The organism is Chitinophaga pollutisoli (assembly GCF_038396755.1).
GTDB lineage: Bacteria > Bacteroidota > Bacteroidia > Chitinophagales > Chitinophagaceae > Chitinophaga > Chitinophaga pollutisoli.
This window is the reverse complement of sequence record NZ_CP149822.1, coordinates 679,573-704,262: the sequence shown is the minus strand read 5'-3', so window position 1 is coordinate 704,262 and position 24,690 is coordinate 679,573. Positions and strand designations below refer to the sequence as shown.

Below are 24,690 nucleotides of genomic sequence, written 5' to 3'. Positions count from 1 at the left end.
ACCCCAAAAAAGGTTGCTTTTATAATCTTATTATGAATGTGACTGAGAAAGATGGGAAAATTTACGTTGAACTAAGTGATGGCACCATCACTATGACATATGAGGAGGCTATGGAAAGGCTGAAACGTACTGAGGAAGCCATGAATTTTACAAATAAGTGGCTGGCGCTTTTCGGTGGCCAGCAAATTAGCGTGGGTGAGTATGTGGAAGGAGATACGGATGCGTATACTAAAATGGAGTTGTTTTATGATGAGGCATGCAAATGGGTTGAAAGTGAAATTAATACCTCCGATGATCCATTGAAATTCGTGACAACTTTCAATACGATAGTTACGCAGGTTATAAATGGCCTTCAGCGAAAGTTGATTATGCCTGCCGTGAAGTATACAGATCAGATCAAACATCAGATCAAAGTTTTTGAGGATTTGCGACACTTTATGTTTGAAATTCACCATATTCTACTTGGTGCGAAAAAGATGGCGGAATTCCGTACATATATTGATTTTAGGGCATTGATTGACAAGTTCGGCAACCGGGAAGAATTGATGCAACAATACCAACATCAGTCACGGTTGGCACCCAATAAACGTGTGATGATTGAAAAGCGAATATCGACATTGGTCAACGCGCATGAAAAATTTAGTTGTTCTCACCATTTTTGGATACATACAGGGCAACACCAATTGACATTGGAGTTTGGTCAATATAGCAGAATCGGGTATTCCTGGATTATAAATGGGAATAGTATAACATGGAAAGACCTTGATATAGTGACGTTAAATAATGTCACCCTCAATGCAGCCATGCCATTTGATAGGAGAACAGAAGCTTATGTCAGTATTATACATCAACTTATCAGAGGAGGGGCACTGGCCTATCATATCAGTTTCCTGGAAGAAGAATTGGATAGGCTGAAGAATGCAAGTGCTGATAATCCGAGGTCAATTAGCAGTACGGTGCATAAAATTCATTTTTACGATCTTCAAGGTAGGGGCTTCGAGCGATTAACGTTTGCTTATCTCGTAAGGACGGTTAATTATCCGAAAGTGCTAAAGTGGTATGGCGAAAGCGGGGGTGAGGGAGGCAGGGACATCTGGGCAGAAGCGGACGGGGAGAGCTGGTGTTTTCAGTGCAAAAACTACCCGAATTTACCATTTTCAAAAATTAAGAAAGATATCGACCGGCTGGTTAAGGAGGGGGAGATTCCAGATCATTATGTTGTCGTTGCAGGTGGTACGGTAAGTAAAACTGCCCAGGATAAAATAAGAGCATATTGTAAGGACAATAATATTGCGAATACTCAAATATGGACTGGCGCCGAATTCGAGGAGTCTTTACGTAGTAAGGCACCAGATCTGCTAAAACGCTTTTTCAACGGTGAAGAGTTTCCAGAGATTTCCGATTAGCACTTGATCGGATTTTTCTGGTTGGCCTGTCGGGAAAATTATTCACGCTATTAACAAACGCTTAGGAAATTGGCCATACTTTGCTATTTAATTTGACAAGTTGGTAGCCGGAGTTTCCGGAATAGAAATGCCAGCCTGTATCAAAAATGGAAGAAACGTTAGATAGTCTGCAGCTTCGTTTATATCGAATCAAAAAGGGCGCGGAAGAAATTTATTGGAAGGCATATTTTCTGGCAAATTTGATAGAAGATGATAGAAATGCTAAACATGAATATTTGTTTACCTTAATGGAGGCACTGGACGAGGCGCAAAAACTTCAATTACCGGTAGAGGATGTTGCATCCGGGCATATAATGACAAATACCTTTTTGAAGATTGCCACTGATTTTGAGCAAACAGATTCAATTGAAGTGATCAAAGAAGTAAACGATCTCAAAGCATCGGTTGGATTTTGTCTGCACTATTGGCCAGAGGTAAACAGCCAAACTTTTGATTATGGGGCCCTTCGTTCTGACATCTCCTGGCAGGACTGGAAGCATCAAACTTTTGATCTGTTATCCAAGATAAGGCATCATTTATCCGATTTTAAAAAGTCCATGGAGATTTAACGCGCAATATTGGGAGCATGAAGCCTGGTTTGGAAATGACTTGCGAACGCGATAACTAAAAATGTTTTGACGTTTCATGTGTGTTACTATAATTTATAGCTTCAATTGCGTCATTTGTGATTTACTTTTGACCGTAGTAGTTTGTCCTCTGCAGTATTGACATAATCTTGCCAATATTCCGCGTTCATTATCATTATTTCTAATTCATATTTCTCAACGGGGTTCATTGACACTGCATATAGTGTTTTCAGTATTTCAATAAATACAAGCAATGAATGATTGCCGCGCAGGGAATTGCATTTTTTACAGCAGGTTCTTTTATTATAATGGTGATTGTTGCCACCACGGCTGACGGGGATCAGATGTTCTACTGTTCGCTCTTTGGGAATGTCGATAAGTTTGCCGCAGTAGCAGCAAAAATCTTTTTGGGAGATCGGCAGTAAGTTGTAATCTGGTATGTTCATATCGTCAGATTGAATGATCAGTAGTAGACCTTTGCAAGCACCCAAAGATGCTGTCATTTTACAGCTATATTTTGTTTCTCTAAAATGGTCGTTTTGACAAAGGTAGTTTATTCACTGCTGCCGCAATTTGGTTTGGGGTGAAGCCACGTCTCTTTAAAATGTCTTGCAGTTTGAGACGTGTGATGGATGCCCCAGGTGTGGCTTTTGGGATTTGGATAAGTAATTCGCATTCTCTATCGCATATTAACTGGAGTATATGTTGCTTGGTAGATACATCCAGGACCTGCTCTTGTAGCCGCTGCATTGGGGTTTGGCATTCGGGGCGATACGATGATTCGATGCCATCTTTGCAATATTGCATATAAGGTTGGGACGGTTTCATGCGTTGGCGTTCCCAAACAGTATAACGAGTAGTTCCGCAGCCTTTTACGCAAAATTGTACGCCTTCCTCATCCGGTGAGGACGACAGGTGTCTCATGAAAAAGTATTTAGATCTTAATAATCTTTAAGCTGTGTCTTGAAGAAAACGTTGAGGAGTATGCGAAAATAATAGCTTTTTTCTTTTTTTGCACCATTTTAATTCTTTCGATAGTGCGTTCAGGATCATCTTATGAAAGTTTAATATTCGTTCTCTTGTGGCTTTGAATATACTATGGGTTTGATGTGACTATTCGCCTTCGATCTGTTATCCATACTGTAGGCATATTTCATCCGATTTTAAGCACTCCATGAAATTTTAACCTGCAACAACCCTGGGCGCATAAAGTTAGACGTGCTCTACCGCTGCGTCAAATTTGAACTTTATCGAGCGGAGCTGCCGCATTCTATCTTCGGAAAGTCTTCCCATTCGATAAGTCTTGCGTTGTAACTTAGCCCAAACGTTAATTTCACGGCTCCTTTCGCCGGATTTGTAGCGTTCTAACCTTGCCAGCCAACCACGTTCATTGACGGGCTTATTCATGATGCCTACAGCATCCAACGCCCTTTTTTCCGCATTAGAAACTTTACCTTTTCTGTATCGAGATCGCTGGTTCCGTACCCATAATCCGAGTTCCGGTGTCATGTCTGGCTCAGATAAATCAGAAAGGAAAGCTTTATATTCCTGTATCATCTGGTTAAAATCTTTATGGGCATAGGGGCTGCGATAGGCGGTCTTTGAAAAGATGATGCCAATCGCGTTGAGAAGAGAAGTTTTTTCTGGGGATAGTTCTCCTTTTCTAAAGCGCCTTGCCTGATCGGTGACCCACAATCTTAGTTTTTTTACTTTTTTCCAATCTTTATTTTCTTTTACCTCCTCGAACATTTCATTCCAGCTTGCAATCTTTGTCTGCGTGAAATCAAATCCGATGGATTTCAGCTTTATTATTTTCCATTCAGCCAATATACCTTCATCGTAGTATTTTTTCTGTTTAAGTATCCAATTCTGGAGAGATCTGTCGATACATCCGTTTGTGTACTTTTGAAAGCTGATTTCCCATTGTCTGTCATTTTCAGTGAACTGTCCAAAGCCAATTGCATCCAACTTACTTTTATGATCAGGTGTAAGCGTCTTTCTGCGGAGGGACAATTTTTGGCTTCTTATCCAACTTCTAAGATCGTCTGATAGCGGATTGTTAATCAAATCAGCCCGGTAAGCAATAAATTTCTCCAGGTTTTGATCAAATGTACAGGCAGGCTTATCGAAACGCACGCCTGCATTGGTTAATATAGCAATTTGTTCATTTGTCAATTTACCTTGGCGATACTTAATGATTTGTGAGTACACCCAACTGTTCAGTTTGGATTTGGCTATACGCCAGTCCGCTCCACTCTTTATCAGGTTCCAGTTTTGGCCATAAGGTTTCGGGGTAAAATTGATGCCTATATTCAATAGTTTTTGTACTCTTTCTGTACTGAGTAGTCCTTTCCTATAATAGTATTTATTTCTATTGACAAATTGATAAGCTGAAGGCGTATACCGGTGCGATATGGACTGCCCTTGCTGTATTAATGCTGATAAATTTTTGAATTGGATTTCCCAGTTGTCAAATTCGGATGCAAAGCTGTTGAAGAGTTCTCTAATTTCTCTGGTTTCGTCGAAGAATGATATGCCAATCAGTTCTTTATTGGAGCTTGCGCGACCAAATCTTAAATCGGTGGTAATCCAGGGGAGATCATGGCTATCGGTTTGGAATTCGGCTTCCACTTCCTTTTTAAATTTATTTCGGGAGACGGAGCTAAAATTGTTGACAAGGTCGAAGATGATAGGCTGCTGCGTCTGATTTACTGAAAAGCATCTTCCCATTTGTTGATAATATACGTTTGGGCTTGCTGTAAACCGCATAAAAATGACGCCATCAATACCTTTAATACCGTCTAGGTGAATGGCTTCGTTGAACATATCCACGGTGAAGCATAAGCAGGGTCCATTGTCGTCTGCGAATTTTTCAAGGGCGGCGTTATTTTTAAGTTCTCCGAATTTTGAAGCAACGGTGTAGCAATTAACCGATCCTTAGACCGACTTAAAGATGGGACGTAGTTTTTTCTTCGCCAGATCGATATCCGATATTTTGGAGCAAAACACGATGAACTTGTTGTGATGGGACTGCAAATGTTTGCTAAACACTTTTTGGAGGCCTGCGGCTTTCTCCCAGTTGACGATGGCGCTGTGTATTCTTTCGGTGTATATTTTCTTGCTTTGGGTGCCAATGATTTTTTTGACCAATTTTTTATATTCACGGTCTACGCTGTAGATGGCTGAAACGTATTTGGGAAGGGGGAGTATGTTAGCCTTAAAGGCTTGCATGAGGGAAATGTAGCTGGCGATGTTGCTATCGAAAAATTCCTCTGCCATGTTTCGTTGGTTGTCCAGGTACCGGACCGGAGTGGCGGAAAGACCGATGTAATTGGCGATTGGATTATAGGCTTCGATCTTCCTTATGACAAGGTTCCAAAGCTGAAATTGAGGGCGCTAAGATCAGCAATATTTTGATAGGAGAGGGAAGAAGAAACAAATATTAATTTCTGGATTGGTGAAGCATCATAATGTCGATAATACGCAGATGATCTCCTGGTATTGGGATAACGAAAACGCGCCCCAGTGGGGCGCGCGATTTTTTCTGTTCAAAAGTTCATGGGAGTACCGATTCCCACTCCAGCTGCCATCTGCCGCTTCGGGTCTGGAATAAATGGCCAGCATACACTTTTTCCTCCCTATAAATATATATCACTGTTTCAGAGAGGTATTCCACTATGCTATTTTCTTTCAGGCATTCGAGCACTTTATCCTTGTACTGATGCGGAAAACGTAGCGGGAGGGAGATGCGGGAAGGACGCAGGCCGGCCTTTACCAGTTCCAGTTTTATCCATAAGTCCATCCAATAAATGAACTGACGCTGTTTGGTTTTCTGGTATCCATCCTCTTCCATGCGGTAGCCGCTAAATTCTTTTGCCTGTGTGATGGCCTTTTCCAAATCCGCGATTTCACGGTAATCACCGTCATTGTCGATTACTTTTTTCATAATGCTAAATTTTTACTGTCCATAAAACTGTGATGTGGTTACGCCGCCATGACTACGGCGGGATCAGGCAGAGGGATAGGCACCATCCTGCCATCTTCCGCGTTATAGAATATGCCCCGGCTGTTGGATTTTCCTTTGCGCAGCATTTTCCAAAAGAAATTCGCGGCTGCCAGTGCTATTTCGCGGTTGATAAATAAGTCCTGAGAAAGCAGGGCTTCCCTCACGGAGCAGCTGGGTTGAGCGGGACTGTCCACCAGTTGGTCACCATATTCATCGGTAATAAAGGGAAGTTGACAAACGGTGATTTGCTCCATATCCTGTGGTTGACTGATGTCTCCTACTGTCGCGCACCAGACTTGACCGCTGATTCGGTTGTTGCCACAATCTATCCAGTACAGTGGGCGGTATTCTGCATTGCGGTAATATTTGGACTTTATGATGATTTCGGCTATGCATCGACGGGCTGCCACGGTGTCCACACAAGAAAATGTCACCTGCGCGTTCATGTTAGGTAAGTGTTTGGCAGTTTTGGGGCCAAAGGCTTCCGGTATGGCTTCCCAATCAAATCCGTAATACCGGTTGATCCGGGATATGATTGCGGTGGCTTTATGTAAACCGACCTCCAAAGGAGAGAAGCGTTGGCGGGCGAGATTGGCCTCACTTACGAGGTCATTGTCAAAAAGCCTCACCTGCAATCCAGGGTGATCCAGTTCCAGCAGGGCGCAATTGACGTCTGCCAGCGCCATTGCGAGGTGGGAGCCGGTGCCGCCCGCTCCGATTACGTTAACGGTAATCGGATCAGTGGGGGACAGCAGGTTGGGGGCGGTATAATGAATGGTATTCATAACAAGGATTTTAAAGTGATGTAAGATTTTTTGAGTTCTCGTACCGGGAAGGTTTTACCTGTGCCGATCAGTTCCCGCCAGAGCGCATTGAGGTCACCTTTGATCGGGCCGTTGGTGAGTTCGCCCAGATGGGTGAAAGTAGATTTGAAAAATGCTTGTTCCCATAAGCTGATAAAGTCTTCCAAGCATGGGATGTTATCGGTTCCGATCCTGACGTTGCCCATGCAGACCCGGCCTTCGGAGCTGGTATTGTAAAAGGGGGCGCGCAGCAGGGGCGTGTTCAGGTCCGGGCGGTGGTCGGAGGAAAGGGCAAATATTTCCAAGTGGGTGCGGGTGGCTTTCCAGAGTAGCGGGGGAATAGCGCTGATGCCTTCGGGTATGTAGAGGCATTCATCAAATAGCAGCTGCATTTTTTGTGCGGGCGTGTGCCAGATGGCGTACCCGGCGCGTCCTGTGACCGTCCGCAGAACATTGGCGGGGATAATGCCTTGCGGCTGAAAACATCCGAATGCGACACTGGCAGCGCCACTGAGCATTTCTGCCAGTTGTTGTCCTTCATCGAGGGAGAGGGGGTGGGCGGCTGTCATCCTCCTGTTATGAACCCGGTAGGCTTCCACATAAGGAGCTACGTGGGAGGTGTTGGGTTGCATGAGCACGTAGACTTTTACCGGGTCATAAGTAATATCGAGCATGGTAAGTAAATTATCCATAGATCAAAAATTGATGAGTTCGGAAATATCATTGAGCAGGGCAAAGAGTGTAGCGGTAAATGCCGGGTCGTGGAGGTGGCGGGGCTGTGGCTCGTCATAGCATACTATATGCGCCGGGCTGTAACGGATGAATCGATCTTCGCATATGGCTTCCATATCATTGTAAAGCGTTTCGTTCATCTCCGAATTTTCATCTACCGGAACAAAGGAGAAAATGTCTGTGATTTCAAGGTGGTCAGATTCGTAATTACGGTTCATCCCTCCGGCGAGCATCCCGGTATCGCAGATGGTGGGGTAACTCATATCCTCCAATTTGTATGTGGGAAATGCCCGGTACAGTGCCTGCATGCCGGTGCAACAGGTGTGTACTTTTTTTCCCAATCATCTGCCGGATTGAAGTGTTCCAGTGCCGCTTCCCATCTTTCAGGTTGAAAGTTGATACCCATTTGTTGTTCCAGCCAGTAACCTGCGTCTTTGGCTTCGTCATAATCTTTTTCTACTCCTTTTTTCCAACTTTCCCTTTCCGCTGATCCGCTGTCTTCATCTTCGTAATCATAGAGGTAAGTCCATATGTAACTGAGTGCTTGGGATATGATGTTGTTACCGATATAGTGACCGAATCCGAGGTGATGATAGAGATAAGCGCAAGTTTGCACGAGTGCTTCGACCGCACCGCCCCTGTTGGGGGCGCCGCGGTGCTGATAGAGTTTGAGGATATTTATATGGTAGAGGTCGTAATCTTTGGGGCAATCCTCAATCGTGGCTATGGCCCCGCTGACCCCTTCGGCACACAGGATCAAGAGTTCAGTGGGACTCTTTCTATCCCATTTCCCTTGCAGCGCATCAAAAACGCCGATGATGTTGTGCGGAAAGGGAGCGGTGCTGATCAGGGGCATTTTGATGTGATGCGTCCTGCAGATGTTGTCTAAGGAAGAAAAGAAACGGTGTTCTATTTCTTCAAATCCTGCGGCGTAGAGGTGATGGCTGCGCCGGGGCAGCTTCCGGTTTAGCATATGGGGCATTGTAGCGCCAGCGGCGCAGGTTGCCATTTTTTCTTTCTGATTTTTTCTGCCGTTTGCAGTTGGTCTGCCTTTAGTGCGTGTTGGACAAATTGTTTGTGTAGTTCGCATTGGTGGAGATTTTGAGTGAACGGAATGGGGCGAGGGTGCTTGCGTTGCTTTTTCGGTTGTGCCATATTGTTATCCCTTTGTTCCGAGGCTGTTTCGGAGGTTGTAAATGATGCGGTTATTGCCTTCCATCACAGGTGCGTCTACTGTTGCTGATACCAGCGCGGCGCATGCGGGCATGGTGGTGGCGAAGTGATAGCGCACTTCATCGGGGGAAAGTGCCGGGTTGGGGTCTTCGAGTACGAGTTCATCTTTTCCCACGCCGGGCTTGTATTTGAAGATGCGTACCATGTTTTCTATAATCATAACTTGACGTTTAAAAGTGATCGATTAATTTTCGTCCCAATCTGGCGGATAGGAAAATGATTCTTCCGCCTCTTCTTCGTCTTCGTCGGTTGTTACCGGCATTTCTTCCCCCTCTCCATCTTCTTCGCCTTCTTCTTCGTCTGTGCCTTCCTGTGGCTGTTGCTGACGAGGGATTTCAGTATCTGTATTTTCCGGTGCGGCGTTGCCGGAGAGGAGATTTGTAGGATCGGTAGCGGCAGGCGTGGTGTCTGTGACTGCGGGCTGATTGAAGAGGCAGGGTTGGGCGACTGTTGAGGCGAGGTCAGGGCGTTGCTGGCGCAGTGCGGTAAGTCGTTCGGCTATGGCTTTAGCCTGCGTGGGGAACTTGACGGGATCGGGCATGGCGGCAATGGCCTGACCGATGTTTCCTTTCTTTTCCTGTTCTTCGGATTTTCGGAGCGCTTCGGTGTATTTAGCCGGTACGGCTGTTTCCGTCTTTTTCACTGGTGTAGCTGAATTGGCCTTTGGGGTACAGGCTTTTTTGGCTGATTTTTCAAAGGCTTCCAGATTGGTGAGCAGCCCCGTGGCTGTTTGCAGCGGGCGGGTGATGGCGGCAAAGAATCCGGCGTCCAGTTCTGCTGCTGTGGCATCCCGGAGGTTCAGCGGCTGAATGGCGGGGGCGTCCGGCCCTTTCTTTTCCCCTACAGGAATAATATTAGCCCGCAATACGCCGGGCCTAACGGTAATCCTTAGCTGAAATTCACCGATTAGCCCGAGTTCTTCAAAGCGGGAGAAAAAATTTGTAGTCATATATGCGTGTTTATGTAATGAGGGTAAATAGCGGCGGGTATTGCTCCCGCCGCTGTTGATGGATTAGAATGGCAGATCGTCACCGGCATCGGCGTTTACTGTTGCCGTTTCCGGTTGCGGCACTGTGCCGCTGCCGCTGTCATTATTTCCGCTGGTTTTAAAACCTTCAAATTTGAGGTCAGCCACTACGAGGCGCAGAAATGGGATAGGGGTCTTTTTTTGACGGTCGTTCTTTTTAAAATAGTATCCCGGTTTGAGGTTGCCGTCCAGCGTAACTACCCGGCCTTTGAGCAGGTGATCTGCCAGCTTGGGGCTAGTCCAGATACCGCAGTCGATGAAATCGGTTTCCTCATATCTGCCTTTGGCTTTGGAGTAAAAACTCTCATTCAGCGCAATAGTGAAGTTGATCACATAGTTGTCATTTTTTGTCTTGGTTGCCACCGCGTCACGCACGATGTTACCGGTTACACGAACTTTCATAATTAAAATTTTGATAATGAGTAAATTGTTGTATTTCGATGTCAGCGCACTACGCGCGCCGTCATACATCGTAGCGACCAGCACTAAAACCGGCAGAGGCAGGAGAAAAAGGAGTTAGAAAAAATTTTACGTTACCGGTGCTAAAGCGCTTATCCCTACGAGTGGTAAAAATTTTTCTTTCTCCCCCGTTAGGGCCAGGCGCATCCAGATTTGCGGAGCCGCTGGTGCGCAGGCTGGATGCGCCGCAGTGTTTCGTATGCTCGGCGCCGGTTAGTAGTTTCGCGAATTGATGTTGCACAAGCGTGCAGAAGGCCAACTTACCAAGTGAAGGCAATGGTTAAGTTGAATGCATCGGGCTGAACGTTATCTCAGCCGTACAAGAGTGCGACGCAACGGATGTTAAACGTTGGTATATCGCTGATCTCCAAATTTCAAAAAATAGAAGTTCGGTTATATATATATGTTATTATATGAATATTGTGCTCACCGAGTTAGACTTAGCCTGGCAACAAACAAAAAGTGTATTCGGCGCAGTGAGATAACCGGATAAATTCCTTATATTAGGTATATCAATTCCGAAAAAATAGATTTAGCCGCGACAGACCATGAGGAACGTGTTCTAAAGTGTATCCCACCTATCATACTTACCGAAATTATTGTTGTACAGAAGTGAGCCCTGCCAGCGTAGGAGCTGACGATGCTGTTTATTGTAATTATGAGGAAACCTTGAAAAACCGTGTTTATGATCCAATTTCTGCGTACTGTTATAGTGGATGATCAGCCCCACATCAGAAAGGATGTACGGCTGATGTTGGAGAATATTGAAGGGTTAGTTGTGGTAGCCGAAGCGGGCTCGGTTAAGAGTGCCGCGGAAGTGATCCCTGCCACCACACCGGATCTTGTATTTATGGACATCGACCTCAAAGACGGTCTTTGCTTCGACTTACTGGAACAGATTCAACCCTTGTCCTTTCGCCTTATATTTCTGACAGGCTACGGGGAGTATGCTATTCGAGCGATCAAATGCGGAGCACTGGATTATCTGCTGAAGCCGGCTGATTATCAGGAGGTGCTAACAGCCGTAAGCAGGGCATGGACATCGGCGCCGGTGGTGCCGCTACAGTGGCGGTTGGCCAGGGAGCAGAGTGCGGACCGTGTAGCAGTAGAAAGGGTGGCACTGCAGTCTACTGGACATTGGCACCTGGTTCCACTGCGGGATATTGTGTACCTGGAGGGAACTGAACGCACCGTTGTGCATATGGCCAGCGGTGAGCATTACAAAACCATCAAGACTTTATCGGACTACGAGCGCATGTTACCTGGTAAGGAGTTCATCAGGATACACCAGTCTTTTCTGGTGGCGCAGCAGCATATAAAGACCTATTATAAGAATGGCCATGTACTCCTGGAAAATGGGGTCAGCCTGCCCGTTTCTGCCAGAAGGAAAGATGAAGTGGAACGCTTTCTCAGAAATGAAAGAGCAGGCATATGAAGTATGTAATCATAATTGCAGCCCTGCTGCCACTTTCAAGTTGTGATATCCTTGGTGGGGAAACCGTTATTGCGCCATCTGAATGGGATACCATAGGTATTGAAGAAAAACGATATGCTGAGATGCTGCTTTCTATACAGCAGTTCCGGATTGAAAGGGGGAATCAGACTTGCTTACTAATTACGGTAATATTGCTGCTTCTCAAACCTATAGGGATAGTGCGCGGGTTTTGATGGAAAAAGCACAGCAACTGATGAAGCGTTCCGATTCATTGGCAAAGGACTACTTGCTTTATTCGGTATATACTGGTTTTCAGAGAGCAGATGGTGATGGATGGGAGACAAATGTACGTAGGAGTAAGCGGCAATGGTCGAAGCTTTTCTTTTCTGGTGTAAATAATATTTTATTCGGCGATGTAAGCTTGCCCATCATTGAGAATGTGACAAGGCAGGCAGGAAAGGGTGACTCTATTGATCATATACTTGATAAAACATTGGGAAGCATAGATAGTGGTCTGGCGGGATATCCGGTCAAAGAACGCATTTCTGCGCTGGCGCAACTGGGTGCGCTCCGGGTAAACAAAGGGCGGATGAAAGACGCCATTGTGTTATATGAAAAGGCGCTTAAAGAAAGTAATGGAATTGGGAAGGTCAATGCGGATCTCTATTTCATGCTAGGATTACTCCATCATAAAGTGGGCGAGCGCATGCAGGCTGACAAGTTTGTGGATTCTGCTATTCTCATGGGAAGGCATACAGGTAATTGGCAGGTTACTGCGGAGGCACTTCGGTTGCAGGGTAAGATTAAAGGAGTGACCACCGAACTGATAGATTCCATCATGTATTATCACCGCAAAGCGGAGAAAGTGATGATGAACGCCCAAATTGGCAGCATTATGGCCCAGCAGGCATTAACGGATAAGAATGAAAGGATTGCAAACCTGGCGGAGCAAGATGCACTTCGTGTACAGAATCTGAAGCAGCGGCGATGGCAAATTATTTTCTTATCACTACTGGTGGTGGCTTTAATTACCATTGCATACCTGCTGTATAGAAAATCCCGGTTGAGGAAGCGGATGCTCGTCAGTCGGGAGGCGGAACTTTTGCAGCAGCTACTCCGAAGTCAGATGGAAGGCCATTTTATGTATAATTCCCTTTCCAACTTACAAGCATTAATCCGCAGCAACGAGCAAACTGTTGCGCTATCCTATCTCTCCCAGTTTTCCAGGTTACTCCAACTCAACCAGTTTAATTCTCGGGAGCCGTATGTGTCGCTATTGGACGAAGTGGTGGCGCTGGAGGCATACCTGGCTTTGCAGATGGTGCACTGGGACAACCGGTTTCAATATACTCTTAGCACATATGACAATTTCCATCACGAGCGCCTGTTGATCCCTCCAATGCTGATTCAACCATTTGTTGAAAACGCGGTTGTACATGGCGTGTCCCAGCTGGAAAGCGGCGGGATGGTACACATTTCTATTATAAAAGAGCAGCATACCATCTTGTGCCGCATAGAAGATAATGGACCTGGGTTGGGTAGGGCTCCTTCCCGGTTGAAGCCTTCGATTTCCACGGTTATCACCAATGAACGGCTGCAAGTTCTGGGAAAGCGTACCGGAGTGAAAGGAAGTCTTGAAGTGATGAGTGCTGCCACGCCTGGCAAAACAGGTACGGTTGTGATCCTAAGAATTCCTTTCCGGCCGGCGGGTGGCGTTGCTTCCCATCATTCTAAAGAGGGAAGCTACGCAGCTACCGGAGAAGCTTAGCCGAGTGCATTGAGGTCATCATAATCCGCGCGTTTGCCGAGTGCCATGATGGTTTCGTCGAAAAACGCAGTTCTGCTTTTTTCCGCAAGCGGATATGTTCCCAGTTTTTATAGATATTGCTCATGGGGAAATTGAAGACCCTTTCAAAAAATGCCTTCACTTTGGCAATTTCATGGCGTTTGCCATCGAGCACTTGCATCTCATTAAATCCATATATCACTTCCGTTAATGCCTGAGCGGATCCTGTCCAGGTGAACGTAAAGGGTAGGGCAGGATCTGATCTTCCTAATTGCCGACTGCAGTAGTCAATCAGCATGCGGGAAGCGGTGATGCAGGCAAAATTGTGGCTTTGAGGGGTCTCGAAGCCTGGGTCGGTGAGCTGGCGAAGGGAGCTGACGCCCGATATTGGCGTAGCGGTGGGTCGGGTGAAATAGTGGAGGTCGAGATGATCAGCATGTGCATTGAAATAATGCCAGATTTCGCCAAACTGGAATATGTAACGCTCTACTTCCTGGATTTTTTGCTGCCAGAATGCTTTTCCTTCATCTTCATTGTACAAGGGTAGCTGTCCTAGCAGATCGAATAGTTTGAGAAAGAATAGCAATCGGCCCTCTACAGAAGGTTTGATGTGCTTGAAAAAGAAGATTTCCAGATCAGGAGCGGGGAATGCGTGGGTGGTCAGGTAACCACGCAGGTTATCGAGTGTCATGGAGCAGGCCCGGGCGGATTGTTGCAGGGTGTCGAAAGAGTGGCTTCCGTCATCGGCAATCTCTTGGAGCTCTCCGAGCAACTTAACGAGTATTTCTTCCGGATTAATGGTCGTCATTTTCAAAGGATTTGGTGATGGAAGTATCAGTACCGTTGCGCTGGTGATACTGTTGTTTTCGGTTCGACGTTAACGTTATGTCAAAACTAGAAAGAAGTAGAAGGCCAAACGCAGTTCTTGCTTTGTGAGTGAGATGGGGGAAATGCAGTGTGTTCCTTACTGGAATGGGATTTGACGGGCTTAAAAATGCTTTTATTATTGATGAACGCAAAAGGGAACGGATAAGTAGCGCAGAAAATGGAAAATGTTAGAAAATAGGGCCGATTTGTAAAGGTCCGGGCATCTGCCCGGACCGAAATTGGGAACTTCTCCCCCGATTAGCGACGCACTTGACCGTTGCTCTCCAGCAGAGCGGTCTCCACCGCCGCTAATAAGTTATCAGGCTAAGGGCCAAAAGTCTTTTTGATGTTGGGTGCGTGGTTGCTCATCGTATGATGGACGGGCATGCGACGCAGTGTTTGCTTTGTCCCGTAGTAAACTGGCTTTACATGCGGGGCGAGCTCTTCTTTTAGTTTGGTGAAGCCTGCGGCCATAATGATTTCATAGGCATTGCCTACTTGGGCCAGCCAACCGAGCATGAAGTAACCAGGTTTGGCGGATTGAAACAGGGTGCCTGAAAAGTTGGTTTTGAGCAAATGGTCTATGGTGGTTGGTTTCGGGGTAGACAGGTAGATACCTGGCATCTTCAGTTCCCGAAACTGTGACTGGTTGGAAGCATGAATCTGGATAAGGGGATTGATATCATCTTTTCTGCGAATGGAGATACGGCTGAGTTCCAGTGAAGAATTTTGCGTTTTGCAAACCCTTTTATCTAACAAATGAATGGGCAGTGCTGTAACGGAGGCGAGGGATTCTATCAGGGAATCAAACGATGTCTCATTTAGAAACGGGCTTTTGGTTATGACATCCACATCCAGTTTGCCCCCAAAATCATAGCCCTGAATCTGGACTACGAAATCCTTTACGTTTTCCATGATACAAAATTGAAGTAATGAAAAAACCAGGTGGGGGCTGGTGTTGTGTTATCGCTTAGGACCGCCTTTCTTTTTGCCATTGGAGGGCGCTCTTTTGGTGCTTTGGCGGGTTGACTTCTTTGGCGGCGGTTCCTGGCCGCGGGAATTGCCGCGACTTTTTTGGTACTGGTGTCGGCTGCAGGTGTCAGGTCAGGTTTTTTTTCTTCAAAATGCCCACGGGGTGACTGCTCCCCATCATAGATACGCATGGGCGCCTGATTTCTGTCGCCCGATTTTTGCGATATCCTTTCCTGTGCCAAATCCGTGCGGAACTGAGAATGGTCCAAGGGTAACCCTGAGTCCGCGTCCAGAATATGGATCGTTTTGTATTCCGGGTTGGCAGATATGACAATCAATGGAGCATCCGCACTGTTGGTTTCAATGGTAATGGATTCTCCGCGCTGTAGGGCCTTGATATCATCCCAAAATTCATTTTTAGACATGTTTTCGGTCCATGTGTAATCCCGATATTTGTTGACCAGGAAGTTGTTAGGATCTTTGATACGTTTAAGGTGCATGTTATTATGCACCGTTTTTGATTCTGCGGGAAAGTCAATATAGAGCCAGACGGCGACCTTCTCCATCAGGTCAATGTTAGGTCCATCCACAGTTTCCAGCATTACGTTCATGAAGTTGCTAAAGCGCCTCATTTCTTTGGGATAGCTGAAAAACTCTTTTTCACTCAACTTGGATTGCTGGGCGAATGCTGTTTTTTCCTGGGTTTCGAAACGGGTAATGAGATCTTCTGCCGGTCCGTATCCCTTTTCCTGCCATTCGTTGATGACATCCTTAATTGGCCGGTAGTCGATCACTTCCTTTCGGACGGCAGTTGGTGTGGCAGATTTAACCAGCATGCGGGCGGCTTCATCGAGGGTGATTTTTTCTTCGGCGGGGAACCAGCGCGTATGGGTTGTTTCCATTTGGAAAGTGCTGATCACCGAATGCGTCCTGTTGTCCAGATCGAGTCCGTAGGTGCCGAATTTTGCCGCTATGGCCACAAATAGCAGTTGATTTACTTCCTTAATGGCAAGCAAATCATTGCGGATCTGGTCATTGAAGGCTTTGTCGATACCCTCGGCAGGTTGGCCGAGTGTTTCCCCCGCATCCGGTTCGGGTCTTCCGCTGGTCATACGTTCGGAAAGATCGCGAACATCTACGCCATTTACCGTCTGGTCCAGGAACAACTGTTCATACAGGGTGGCTTCAAACCCGTCTACCCATGCCCGTTTTTCACCGAAGGATATTTTAGGCCTGTATTTGGCTTCACCGGCCATCTGTGCCTGGTATACGATGGGTTGGTAGACCTCCAAACCTGACTGTGCGGCATGGTCGATACCTGCATTCAGGGCGTCGCCGAACCCCATGGCCTTTATTTGTCTTTTGACCTGGGGAATGTTTTCAATGTTTTTTTCTGTTTCCATGATATATTATTTACATAATTGAGTAATAGCGATGGATGTTAGCGGGAGGGCCCTTTCCGCTGGCCGGCGGGGGGCTGCTTGCGGCGGGTACTTTGTCGATTGTTACCGGCTTTGACCTGCTCCGCCTTTTTAGACGTTGCAGGCTTTTTTGATTTGGCGGGAGGTAGGTGTATGGCAGCAGCCGGGGTTGTCGTCACAGCTGCCGGTTGCGGTACTACCGTTTGTTGCGGAGTGGGGGCTGTCTGCAGCTGGCCGTTGGGTTGGACCACCGTCTGCGAGAGCTTACCATCTGCTGTCGTTTGCTGGGATTGAGCGGTAGGTTGTTGATTTTGATTACTCAGCGCTGCACCTTCACTTACTGTTGGCTTATTAGCGGTGGTTGCCGTGCCAAGTGGGTTTCGGAAGAATGCTAGAATATTGTGAGGTATGGAAGCAGCAATTAAATAACGGGTGCTTTGTGCCAACAGTCGGACAAGCTGGAAACCCAGTCTGAACGACGCTTGCACCAGGCCTTTGCCGCCTAATTGCACCTGCCGGGCGAAGCGTTCGCCTCTGCTGGTGTTCACTTTCTTGTTGGCGTACTCGGCACCGAATTTTAAGGCGTTATCCAGCAGCCATCCTTCCACATCCTGACCTGAATGCTTTCTCAAATACTCTAAAAAGTTCCTGTCCAGTATGTCTCTGGATTTACTTTTCAGGTAGCCAGGCTGGACTTTTTCCATCGCATTGTGGTAATGCTGCAGTCGTTCCATTGCTTCATCAAGCGAGAATGATTTTGCCATAACGTACATTTTTAAAAAATGGTAAGGATTGTTTATTCTCCACGGGCGCTGAGTAGCTGGTGGCCTCGGATCATCAGTGTAATGGGCCTATCACCGTTGTGCTCAAAAATTTCCACCACCATCAGTTTATTGTTGGCGATAGTGAATTTTGGAAATGCTACGACCAGGTTGGCTTTCCTCCCGGCATTGACCCGCTGTTGATCCGGACGCTGTTCTGCCAGCGGAGCAAGTGGTTTTTCCAGCTTGGCAGTACGTTTGGCCCTTTTTTTATCCCGGACATAATACCTGGTAAGATTCAGGTCGTAATCCATACCGGAGCTGTTGGAGATTTGAAATTTGAAGAATAGTACGTCTCCTTTCTGGTATAAATCGGCTAGGCTCATGCGCATTTTTCCAGGTGTTTTGGTAGCCGGTTTACTTTTGACGGCGGGCATAGCATCCATGATCTGAAGAAATTTGGAGATGGAGGCGTCACTGAGGCGTTCATGGGAAAACTGCGCGGCGGCGGCCAGCGGCGGCTCCACTTCCCATAGCGTTTCTGATGGTCTTGTGTTGTAGTCAACGGTAAAGGCATAAATCTTTCCGTCTTCCGTGATGACGGTAAGGTTGGAAAGGGGCAGCGATGAGGTGCGGGCTTTGACACGGAGCACGTTTTTCATCCCTGTTACCATTTCTGTGGCGATATCGGGATGACCGCGATCCACACAACCTTCACATATCGGGGTTGCAAAAACAAGCACCGTAGTCTGGTCCGTTGAGAGCGAAAGGCGGTAACGGCGGATGTTGTCGGAGTGCGAAGGTTGAGCCAGCGCGAGGCTGCCGGTTAATAGGAGCATGAGGCAGCAGGAAATAAATGTTTTCATCTGTGATAAATGTTTATGGGTGATTAATTACTGTTTATTGTAAAGCAGGATCGGATAGTCCGCACTCAAAGTGACACGGACCAGTTTGATCTTTCGGGACAGCATTTTGCGGGCGGTCTCAATGCCGGCGGAGGCAGCCTGGGCGCCGATGCTGGGGTCGAGCGTTCCAAAAGCGGCTGATTGGATAGCCTGATCAGCAGATTCTTTTGAGGCGTCCCGGTTAATGGATCCCGGTATGCGGATCCCGGCATTGCCATCCAGGTCGTATACGGTAAGCTTGACCGGGAAAAGAGCCGTACCGGTCCTGATGCTGGTCACTTCAATGCCCAGTCGCTCTCCGGTGAGCTGGCAGGATCCGAAGATGAACGTGCCTTCAGGTATCAATCGGCCATCGACATATACTGATTGGAGAAGGCGGATTTTCACGGTAGCCCCTGAAACCAGCGACTGTTGTTCATGAATGGCGGCCTGTATCGCCAGGTATTGGTTAAAGAGTGTATCGTTGCCCGCAGTATTGTCGTAGAATACACTTTTAGATGGTTGAGCCCCGACCATTTTAGGTTTGCCGGTATCGGCGGGGCTGGTGACGCCTCCGAAGTAGGCGCTGGTTGCAGACCTGGGAATGCTGGTCACCGGAAATGCGGCGCCGCTCTTCGCTGCCGATTGCTGACGAATCCTTTCTCTTACGCGCTCGGGATGCTGGATATCAAGAATGTCTTTAAGCATGCCGCCCATTTGATTAAGTTCATTATCACCTGAAATGCCCCGCTGCAGTGCATCCATTTGACTTTCTAATTGTGCCAGAGCAGGATCAGGGCTGGCTGGCATCGTATAGGATGGTGGAGGCGGCTCAGGTCCGCGGTCGATGGTTTGCTGAATGTGCTGGAGCTTGTTTTCCAGCACGGACAGCTGTTTTTCATTTCGGCCAGTGGCATAGCCCGTTCGGCTATTGACTGAACCGTAGGATGGATGGTTTGGCGAGAACGGACTTTCTACAGCGCCGGTAGGTAATTGCGTTTGGTCAGTTTCAGGTTGCTCCCGTCTCATGGAGAAATAGTCCATCATGGTAGAGCTTTCCTGGTCCCGGCGTTTGGCAGAATCAGCCGCTGCCTTCCGGTAGGTGTCGAGCTTGTCCAGTCCTTTGTCTTGTTGATTAGGTGAAGGCAGCTGAACATTGAGGCCTTTGGGGGAAGGTGGTTCTTCGGTGCCGGAAGACACATCGCCCACTACATAATAGATAAGGGCTGCAAATGGGACCAAGAGCAATGGCAATATCGCCCGTGCGACTTTCTTTCTAGTTTTGTTAGATAAAGACATAATGAAGATTTTCGGTTATGGATTTGGGTGAATTTTATTGCCCCATTGGAGTACGCTGTCGATGAAGCCTGGTCTTTTCTTTTCAAACCGGGCAAGGGAATCACGTCCTTCAGGCGATGCTTTGAGTTGATGGAGCCGTTGCAGGAAAGAGGCAAACAATGCTGAATCTGACCGGTATGCTCGCTGGTAGGGTGAGGATTTGAGCGTTGGGCCTTTACGAATGGCGGAGTCCATGGAGTTCCCAGCCGGAGGATGGAACAGCGGATAATTAAACTGCAAGACCGACAGGGTAATCATCACCGAGGTGAATATGGCCAGAAAGCAAATTTTGGCCCTGCGGTTCCATCTGCTGGTGGCCTTATTGAGCCGCATGGTGATAGCGCATTGAATGACGGCAATGGTGTGGGCTACCTTGCTTTGTACTGCGCCGGGATCAGCGGGTTTACGTTTTTTAAATAGTCTGAACATATTAGCGAGGTTTGTATTCGAGATCTTTGTTTTCCAGGGTGGACCATTTTTCGATCAGGAAGCCGTGCGGGTTGTTGTCTGACCGGCCTACGTTGCGTACCGATCCAGTGGTAATCAGGCTACGGGTTACAATCGCGCTGGACCGGATAATGCGCTGCTTGCCGAAAAACTGAAAGGGATAGGGATAGGTGGTAGTCAATAGCTGAATGCTGTCGCAGATCACTTCCTGGCTGACATTTCCCGATACCACGGCGGCATAGAAGCCCTTTTCCTGGAGGTTGTCGTAGGCTTCTTTGGCGGTGATGTCTGCCAGATAAAGTGATTTGGCGATGTTGGCATGGATGGCTTTCTCATCAGGACTCAGGGTAAAGAACTGCTGATGAAACATCAGGATATGGTGTTTGGCTTCCACTGGGATGTTCTCTGCTCGGGTGGAAGCGGTGGCGGCTAGTGCCTGGCCGTTGCTCAGCACGTAGATGCGGTTATTGGCCTCCGTTACATTAGCTATGGAATACCAGACACAATAGCCGCACAATGTGGTCAAAGAAATAATGATGACGAAAGTGAAGAGCCTGACATGCTTGAAGGCGTTGTCTATATTGTTGAGCTGCTTGAACATGGGAAACGGTTTAAGTGTGAGAGAGGGTTTACTAGCCTTTCAGCTTGTCGTTGAAGTATCCACCGCTGGAGCCACTACCGGAAGCGCCGCCCAGTATTTTACCGTAGGCATCACCAAGTGCATCTGCCGCCATGCCGGTAGCACCAGCTGCTGCGCCGATGCCCATACCAGCTACTTTGGTTGTAGTCCCTAAAATGTTACGGGCTGCCTGACCTACCTGAATGGTGAGATTGGAGGCCATACCAGGATTAACGATAGTGGAGGCAATGTTGGGAATGGAGAAGAAGGAGAAAATACCGATGATCATAAAGATCATGTACCCGATGTCGGCGGTGGTAAAGAAGGTGTCTCCGTATTTTGACATTTGCTCCAAATCCAGTAACAGCATATCTTCCTGTATCATGCCCAGCACAGCGCCGAGCAGGTTGGCGACTGGAAGCCACAGATAGAAGTTTGCATATCGAGCGAGGTAGACGGTCAGCGTGTGTGTAAACCCGTCAAAGCAGGCAATGGCAAATACAAATGGACCAATCAGCGCACAGACGATGAGGTTGAAGGTGCGAAGGGTATTGATGCAAAGCGATGCGGCTTCATAGAATAGTTCAAGGATGAAAGCAATAAATTCTTTGAACCATGTTTTCATGCTGAACTCCACTTTGCTCATGGCGAATTCAAGATCATTACCGATACTATCGAAGATGTCTTCGTTATTCCACTCATCATAGTGTGTATATCTCATCCACAGATCCCGGTCACCTGCGCCGTCATTAACGCCGTACATGAGATAGTTCCGAGTCTTCTTCATTTCTTCTTCCTTCTTGGCCAGCAGACGCTCGATGGATTTATTGGTATTGTCCACCAAGGCACGGGTGCCTACAACCGTAGGAGATAAAATTGTATTGATGGTGATGATCACCAGCTTAAAGTTGACGATACAAAATCCTAATACGAACGGGCGAAAAAGAGGGAAAAAGTCGATGGCCTCCGCATTTGCGATGTGTTTCCATACGCGGTAGCCGATGTAAAAGGTGGCCGCAAACCCGGCAATGGCGATAGCATACCCTTCCAGCGTACTTACCCGCGGGAGCATTTTATCATAGAGGGAATCCAAAATGCCGTGCATGCCACGGATGGTATCTGAGATATCGCTACAGAAAGCAGCGAGTGGGGAAAGGAGCAGGAGGGAGGCCACTGCGGCCATTTTCAATTTCATAAAATTCGGTTTGTAAGGGTTGGAGAATTAGGGTTGTATGCCATGGAGACCGCGCAGGGTCTGGAGCTCAGACTTTTCCTTTATTTTGGCGATGGTGAGCAGCTTCTGCTGATCATTGAATGTGCGCAGGAAGGTGTACTTCTTTTCGACGTCCAGGTGAATACGGTCTATTGCGGCCAGCCTATCGGCATCGGTCATGCGCAGTTTGCGAGCCGTTACGACCAGCAGTAGTTCATCAAGGCTGCGGAGGCTATCGTCAAACAGGCGGGTGTAAACAGTAGCGATATATTCTAACTGATTGGGGGAATACACACCGCTTTTCTGAAAGAGCCGGAATGCGGAACGGTAAGATTTGGCAATCGATACCTGCGTCTGGATGATGTCCGCGATTTTGTAATACTTCCGGACCTCGGGACTGACCATGTACAGACCATCCAGAAATAGGTCATGGAGCTTGAAGTTTCCGCTGGCGATATCTTTTACTTTGCCATATCCCCGTTCCAGTGTGCGGTATCCATCATACATCTTCTGGAGAATTTCACGGAGCTGGTTGAGTTTTTCCAGATTAAGCATCAGTACGGCGGCCTCATGTTCCTGGGCTTTGACAGCAGAAAAAGGTGTGAAGGCTATGATTATCCATAGCCATGCGATAAGAAGCGTTTTCATGGCTTGGGATTTTGAAGGTTATAGCGGTTGCGCAGTAATTGGATGTCAAGGCTGGCAGAATGTCGACTGATACTGATCAGGCGGCTGTCGGCAAAAAAGGTGGAGGCAAACTTCATTTGTGCAGCGCTCTTATCACATACCAGTTGGATGTCTTCCATTCGCTGCTTGTCATCCATTTGAAGGGCACCGGATAATAGGAGAGACTGAAGGTGTTGGACATTTTTGTCAACGTCAGCGATCATCTGTTGGCAGGTTTGGGAAACAAAAGCCCTTTGATCGTCGGTGAGGTGGCTGCTTTTGTGCATCTCACGTAGGAAAGTTGAAGTGTTGCGGTGTATCCAGCGACTGTTCTCCAAAGTTTTTTTGCTGCCGGCATAGACCGGACAGCCGTGCTCACCAGGTATTGACTGGTGTAAAAGAGGTCATGCACCGTAAACTCACCGTTTTTGATATTGTGAATGGTGCCCAGTCCGGACTGGACGATGGTATACCCTTTCTTTACCGCGCCGATGTAAAGCTGCAACTCGGCAATCTGCCGGGAGAGGTACTGGATTTCTGTTTTTTTCTGCTTGAAAATTTCCTTGAAAGTGAGATTGAGCTGTGCTTGCACAGGGATAGTGATGCTCATGGTCAGTATGACCACGGCAATACGTGATAGCTGTTTCATAAAAAGCGATTACTGGTGAGCGATAGGTTTCTTTTTGGGTAGCAACCTTTCCAGAAGTCGCAGCAGTGCAGAGCGGTGGGGAGTCTCCGAGATGGTGGGGAGTGATTTAAATGCTGGGATTTCTTTGGTGTTGGCGACAGCTACCGGGCTGGCGCGTTCCTGCCCCATGGTCTTAATGGTGATAGCATTTATCTGCCAACCATTATCTGAGGTGAAACAAGTGCTGAGCACGGCGTAGAACGGCGGTTTACGATCAGGGCACTGAAAGTCTGTCGTCAGCGTGATCATTACGGAGGCCGGATGGTTGGCCGAAAATTTCGCGATGAATTTTTGCAGGCATATTTCTACCGGCCCGGTGTAAAATGCTGGTGGATCGAGGCTTTGCAGGATGAAATGTCCGTCATACCCTTTTCGTAGCAAAATGGCGACGAACTCCTGCAGCAGCTTCTCATCACTGAGTTTGATGGAGGTGTTGTGCGTCATTTTTCAAGATTGTAAAGTCCTTTGAGTGTTTGGATTTCGATTTTGTTTTTCAGGCGTTGGTTGACCAGCATGATGTTCTGGTCGGTAAAAGTGCGCATGTCAGTTAGGGTACGCTGCACGTCCTGGTCGGCCTTATGGATGAGTGCAAGTCTTTCCGCATCGCTCATTTTTAAGGTAAAGCTGGTGATCACACCGGTGATCTGGTCGATATTGTGGATACTATGATCTAGTATGCCCGTATAGACATCGAGCATGTGGGCGATCTCTGCTGGCTTGAAATATTCGGTATTGGAAAACAGGTCAACAGCCTGCTTGTATTCTCTAACCAGTTGCCCCTGGGCTTCAATGATGGACCGAACCCGTTTGTAATAGGAGATGGCGGTGCGCACCTTGTTCAGTTCATCATAGTAACCGGCGAACAGCTCACGCTGCTTTTCTGTCCATTGGGAAATTTCATCGAGCTTCAATTTGCTCAACAGATTTTCCAATGCCTTTTGGGCATTTTGTAAGCGGATGGTTTGGTTTTGTATCCGTTGTACGGCCAGGTCCATGGCACGCAGGATCTTTTTAACCACGCCTTTAATGACAATGACAATGGGATTGGCCTTTGCAGGCGCGGTGGGGAGTAATGTTCCGAAGAGGAACGGGATGGCAAATAACAGTATCTTTCGCATCTTGACTGGTTTGCGGTGAACAATAAGGTTCTAATCCGCGAACGGGCACTACTTGTGCGCATTCGCCAGTCACATGCACGGAGGATAATTCAGCTCTTAATAAAAGTCGTTTCGGCTATACTTTACCGGGAGCTTCACAGAACGAAGCGGCAGTGGGATGGCCGGTAGGTAGCAAGCCTAGCA

Annotated in this window: 30 protein-coding genes; 5 read left to right on the top strand and 25 right to left on the bottom strand. The window is 47.3% G+C overall.

All coding sequences use genetic code 11. The features are described from left to right. Nucleotides 1-32: 32 nt before the first annotated feature. Both WJU16_RS02965 and WJU16_RS02960 read left to right on the top strand, forming a co-directional pair. Nucleotides 33-1,406, top strand: coding sequence for a hypothetical protein (locus WJU16_RS02965; RefSeq protein ID WP_341836839.1), 1,374 nt, complete (start codon nucleotides 33-35; stop codon nucleotides 1,404-1,406). Between the two features lie 146 nt (nucleotides 1,407-1,552). Continuing rightward, nucleotides 1,553-2,014, top strand: coding sequence for a hypothetical protein (locus WJU16_RS02960; RefSeq protein ID WP_341836838.1), 462 nt, complete (start codon nucleotides 1,553-1,555; stop codon nucleotides 2,012-2,014). A gap of 110 nt (nucleotides 2,015-2,124) precedes the next feature. On the opposite strand, the gene WJU16_RS02955 is transcribed toward WJU16_RS02960, so the two are convergent. From WJU16_RS02955 to WJU16_RS02905, 11 genes are all read right to left on the bottom strand, one after another. Then, entirely contained in the window at nucleotides 2,125-2,535 is a 411-nt protein-coding gene (locus WJU16_RS02955; protein WP_341836837.1) for an HNH endonuclease, read from the bottom strand. Nucleotides 2,536-3,244: 709 nt separating this feature from the next. Then, nucleotides 3,245-4,858: a hypothetical protein gene (locus tag WJU16_RS02950; RefSeq protein ID WP_341836836.1), complete on the bottom strand. Its 1,614-nt coding sequence runs from the start codon at nucleotides 4,856-4,858 to the stop codon at nucleotides 3,245-3,247. Between the two features lie 111 nt (nucleotides 4,859-4,969). Next, the gene (locus WJU16_RS02945) at nucleotides 4,970-5,311 is read right to left on the bottom strand and encodes a hypothetical protein (protein ID WP_341836835.1); all 342 of its coding nucleotides are present in this window, start codon (nucleotides 5,309-5,311) and stop codon (nucleotides 4,970-4,972) included. A 277-nt stretch (nucleotides 5,312-5,588) separates the two neighbouring features. Then, nucleotides 5,589-5,978, bottom strand: coding sequence for a hypothetical protein (locus WJU16_RS02940; RefSeq protein WP_341836834.1), 390 nt, complete (start codon nucleotides 5,976-5,978; stop codon nucleotides 5,589-5,591). 38 nt (nucleotides 5,979-6,016) lie between these two features. Then, the gene (locus WJU16_RS02935) at nucleotides 6,017-6,823 is read right to left on the bottom strand and encodes a PRTRC system ThiF family protein (RefSeq protein ID WP_341836833.1); all 807 of its coding nucleotides are present in this window, start codon (nucleotides 6,821-6,823) and stop codon (nucleotides 6,017-6,019) included. Further along, nucleotides 6,820-7,533, bottom strand: coding sequence for a hypothetical protein (locus tag WJU16_RS02930; protein ID WP_341836832.1), 714 nt, complete (start codon nucleotides 7,531-7,533; stop codon nucleotides 6,820-6,822). The genes WJU16_RS02935 and WJU16_RS02930 overlap by 4 nt, the downstream gene beginning before the upstream one ends. Nucleotides 7,534-7,536: 3 nt before the next feature. Next, entirely contained in the window at nucleotides 7,537-7,836 is a 300-nt protein-coding gene (locus WJU16_RS02925; protein WP_341836831.1) for a hypothetical protein, read from the bottom strand. After that, nucleotides 7,833-8,663: a hypothetical protein gene (locus WJU16_RS02920; RefSeq protein WP_341836830.1), complete on the bottom strand. Its 831-nt coding sequence runs from the start codon at nucleotides 8,661-8,663 to the stop codon at nucleotides 7,833-7,835. Before WJU16_RS02920 ends, WJU16_RS02925 begins: the two co-directional genes overlap by 4 nt. A gap of 69 nt (nucleotides 8,664-8,732) precedes the next feature. Beyond that, on the bottom strand, nucleotides 8,733-8,966 hold the full coding sequence (locus WJU16_RS02915) for a PRTRC system protein C (protein ID WP_341836829.1): 234 nt from the start codon (nucleotides 8,964-8,966) through the stop codon (nucleotides 8,733-8,735). Between the two features lie 24 nt (nucleotides 8,967-8,990). Then, on the bottom strand, nucleotides 8,991-9,755 hold the full coding sequence (locus WJU16_RS02910; RefSeq protein WP_341836828.1) for a hypothetical protein: 765 nt from the start codon (nucleotides 9,753-9,755) through the stop codon (nucleotides 8,991-8,993). A 63-nt stretch (nucleotides 9,756-9,818) separates the two neighbouring features. Further along, complete coding sequence (locus WJU16_RS02905; protein WP_341836827.1) at nucleotides 9,819-10,235, bottom strand: single-stranded DNA-binding protein; 417 nt, start codon at nucleotides 10,233-10,235, stop codon at nucleotides 9,819-9,821. A 742-nt stretch (nucleotides 10,236-10,977) separates the two neighbouring features. Here WJU16_RS02905 and WJU16_RS02900 point away from each other — a divergent pair. Genes WJU16_RS02900 through WJU16_RS02890 form a run of 3 tightly spaced genes read left to right on the top strand, consistent with a single transcriptional unit; the run spans nucleotide 10,978 to nucleotide 13,495 of the window. Next, the gene (locus WJU16_RS02900) at nucleotides 10,978-11,727 is read left to right on the top strand and encodes a LytTR family DNA-binding domain-containing protein (protein WP_341836826.1); all 750 of its coding nucleotides are present in this window, start codon (nucleotides 10,978-10,980) and stop codon (nucleotides 11,725-11,727) included. Beyond that, nucleotides 11,724-11,960 carry a hypothetical protein gene (locus WJU16_RS02895; RefSeq protein WP_341836825.1) on the top strand — a complete coding sequence of 79 codons (237 nt, stop codon included), beginning with the start codon at nucleotides 11,724-11,726 and terminating at the stop codon, nucleotides 11,958-11,960. Before WJU16_RS02900 ends, WJU16_RS02895 begins: the two co-directional genes overlap by 4 nt. Next, a complete protein-coding gene (locus WJU16_RS02890) occupies nucleotides 11,960-13,495 on the top strand; it encodes a histidine kinase (protein WP_341836824.1) in 1,536 nt (511 codons plus the stop codon). The genes WJU16_RS02895 and WJU16_RS02890 overlap by 1 nt, the downstream gene beginning before the upstream one ends. Here the strand turns inward: WJU16_RS02890 and WJU16_RS02885 are convergent. The 14 genes from WJU16_RS02885 to WJU16_RS02820 form a co-directional block, all read right to left on the bottom strand. Next, nucleotides 13,479-14,321 (bottom strand): RteC domain-containing protein, encoded by an 843-nt coding sequence (locus tag WJU16_RS02885; protein ID WP_341836823.1) that lies wholly within the window; start codon nucleotides 14,319-14,321, stop codon nucleotides 13,479-13,481. The genes WJU16_RS02890 and WJU16_RS02885 overlap by 17 nt on opposite strands. A 383-nt stretch (nucleotides 14,322-14,704) precedes the next feature. After that, on the bottom strand, nucleotides 14,705-15,295 hold the full coding sequence (locus tag WJU16_RS02880; protein WP_341836822.1) for a hypothetical protein: 591 nt from the start codon (nucleotides 15,293-15,295) through the stop codon (nucleotides 14,705-14,707). Next, nucleotides 15,283-16,755, bottom strand: coding sequence for a hypothetical protein (locus WJU16_RS02875; protein ID WP_341836821.1), 1,473 nt, complete (start codon nucleotides 16,753-16,755; stop codon nucleotides 15,283-15,285). Before WJU16_RS02875 ends, WJU16_RS02880 begins: the two co-directional genes overlap by 13 nt. A gap of 38 nt (nucleotides 16,756-16,793) precedes the next feature. After that, a complete protein-coding gene (locus tag WJU16_RS02870) occupies nucleotides 16,794-17,537 on the bottom strand; it encodes a hypothetical protein (RefSeq protein WP_341836820.1) in 744 nt (247 codons plus the stop codon). A 32-nt stretch (nucleotides 17,538-17,569) separates the two neighbouring features. Continuing rightward, nucleotides 17,570-18,400, bottom strand: a complete 831-nt coding sequence (traN, locus tag WJU16_RS02865; protein ID WP_341836819.1) for a conjugative transposon protein TraN — start codon at nucleotides 18,398-18,400, stop codon at nucleotides 17,570-17,572. A 27-nt stretch (nucleotides 18,401-18,427) separates the two neighbouring features. Next, nucleotides 18,428-19,717, bottom strand: a complete 1,290-nt coding sequence (traM, locus tag WJU16_RS02860) for a conjugative transposon protein TraM (protein ID WP_341836818.1) — start codon at nucleotides 19,715-19,717, stop codon at nucleotides 18,428-18,430. 15 nt (nucleotides 19,718-19,732) lie between these two features. Continuing rightward, nucleotides 19,733-20,185 carry a hypothetical protein gene (locus tag WJU16_RS02855; protein ID WP_341836817.1) on the bottom strand — a complete coding sequence of 151 codons (453 nt, stop codon included), beginning with the start codon at nucleotides 20,183-20,185 and terminating at the stop codon, nucleotides 19,733-19,735. A gap of 1 nt (nucleotide 20,186) precedes the next feature. Beyond that, nucleotides 20,187-20,804, bottom strand: a complete 618-nt coding sequence (gene traK, locus WJU16_RS02850; RefSeq protein WP_341836816.1) for a conjugative transposon protein TraK — start codon at nucleotides 20,802-20,804, stop codon at nucleotides 20,187-20,189. 31 nt (nucleotides 20,805-20,835) lie between these two features. After that, nucleotides 20,836-22,017, bottom strand: coding sequence for a conjugative transposon protein TraJ (traJ, locus tag WJU16_RS02845; protein WP_341836815.1), 1,182 nt, complete (start codon nucleotides 22,015-22,017; stop codon nucleotides 20,836-20,838). A gap of 27 nt (nucleotides 22,018-22,044) precedes the next feature. Next, nucleotides 22,045-22,683 carry a TerB family tellurite resistance protein gene (locus WJU16_RS02840; RefSeq protein WP_341836814.1) on the bottom strand — a complete coding sequence of 213 codons (639 nt, stop codon included), beginning with the start codon at nucleotides 22,681-22,683 and terminating at the stop codon, nucleotides 22,045-22,047. After that, nucleotides 22,680-22,925: a hypothetical protein gene (locus WJU16_RS02835; RefSeq protein WP_341836813.1), complete on the bottom strand. Its 246-nt coding sequence runs from the start codon at nucleotides 22,923-22,925 to the stop codon at nucleotides 22,680-22,682. The genes WJU16_RS02840 and WJU16_RS02835 overlap by 4 nt, the downstream gene beginning before the upstream one ends. Then, nucleotides 22,922-23,350 (bottom strand): hypothetical protein, encoded by a 429-nt coding sequence (locus tag WJU16_RS02830; RefSeq protein WP_341836812.1) that lies wholly within the window; start codon nucleotides 23,348-23,350, stop codon nucleotides 22,922-22,924. Before WJU16_RS02830 ends, WJU16_RS02835 begins: the two co-directional genes overlap by 4 nt. Before the next feature lie 9 nt (nucleotides 23,351-23,359). Next, nucleotides 23,360-23,833 (bottom strand): hypothetical protein, encoded by a 474-nt coding sequence (locus WJU16_RS02825; protein WP_341836811.1) that lies wholly within the window; start codon nucleotides 23,831-23,833, stop codon nucleotides 23,360-23,362. Then, on the bottom strand, nucleotides 23,830-24,507 hold the full coding sequence (locus WJU16_RS02820) for a conjugal transfer protein TraI (RefSeq protein WP_341836810.1): 678 nt from the start codon (nucleotides 24,505-24,507) through the stop codon (nucleotides 23,830-23,832). The genes WJU16_RS02825 and WJU16_RS02820 overlap by 4 nt, the downstream gene beginning before the upstream one ends. Between the last annotated feature and the right edge of the window lie 183 nt (nucleotides 24,508-24,690).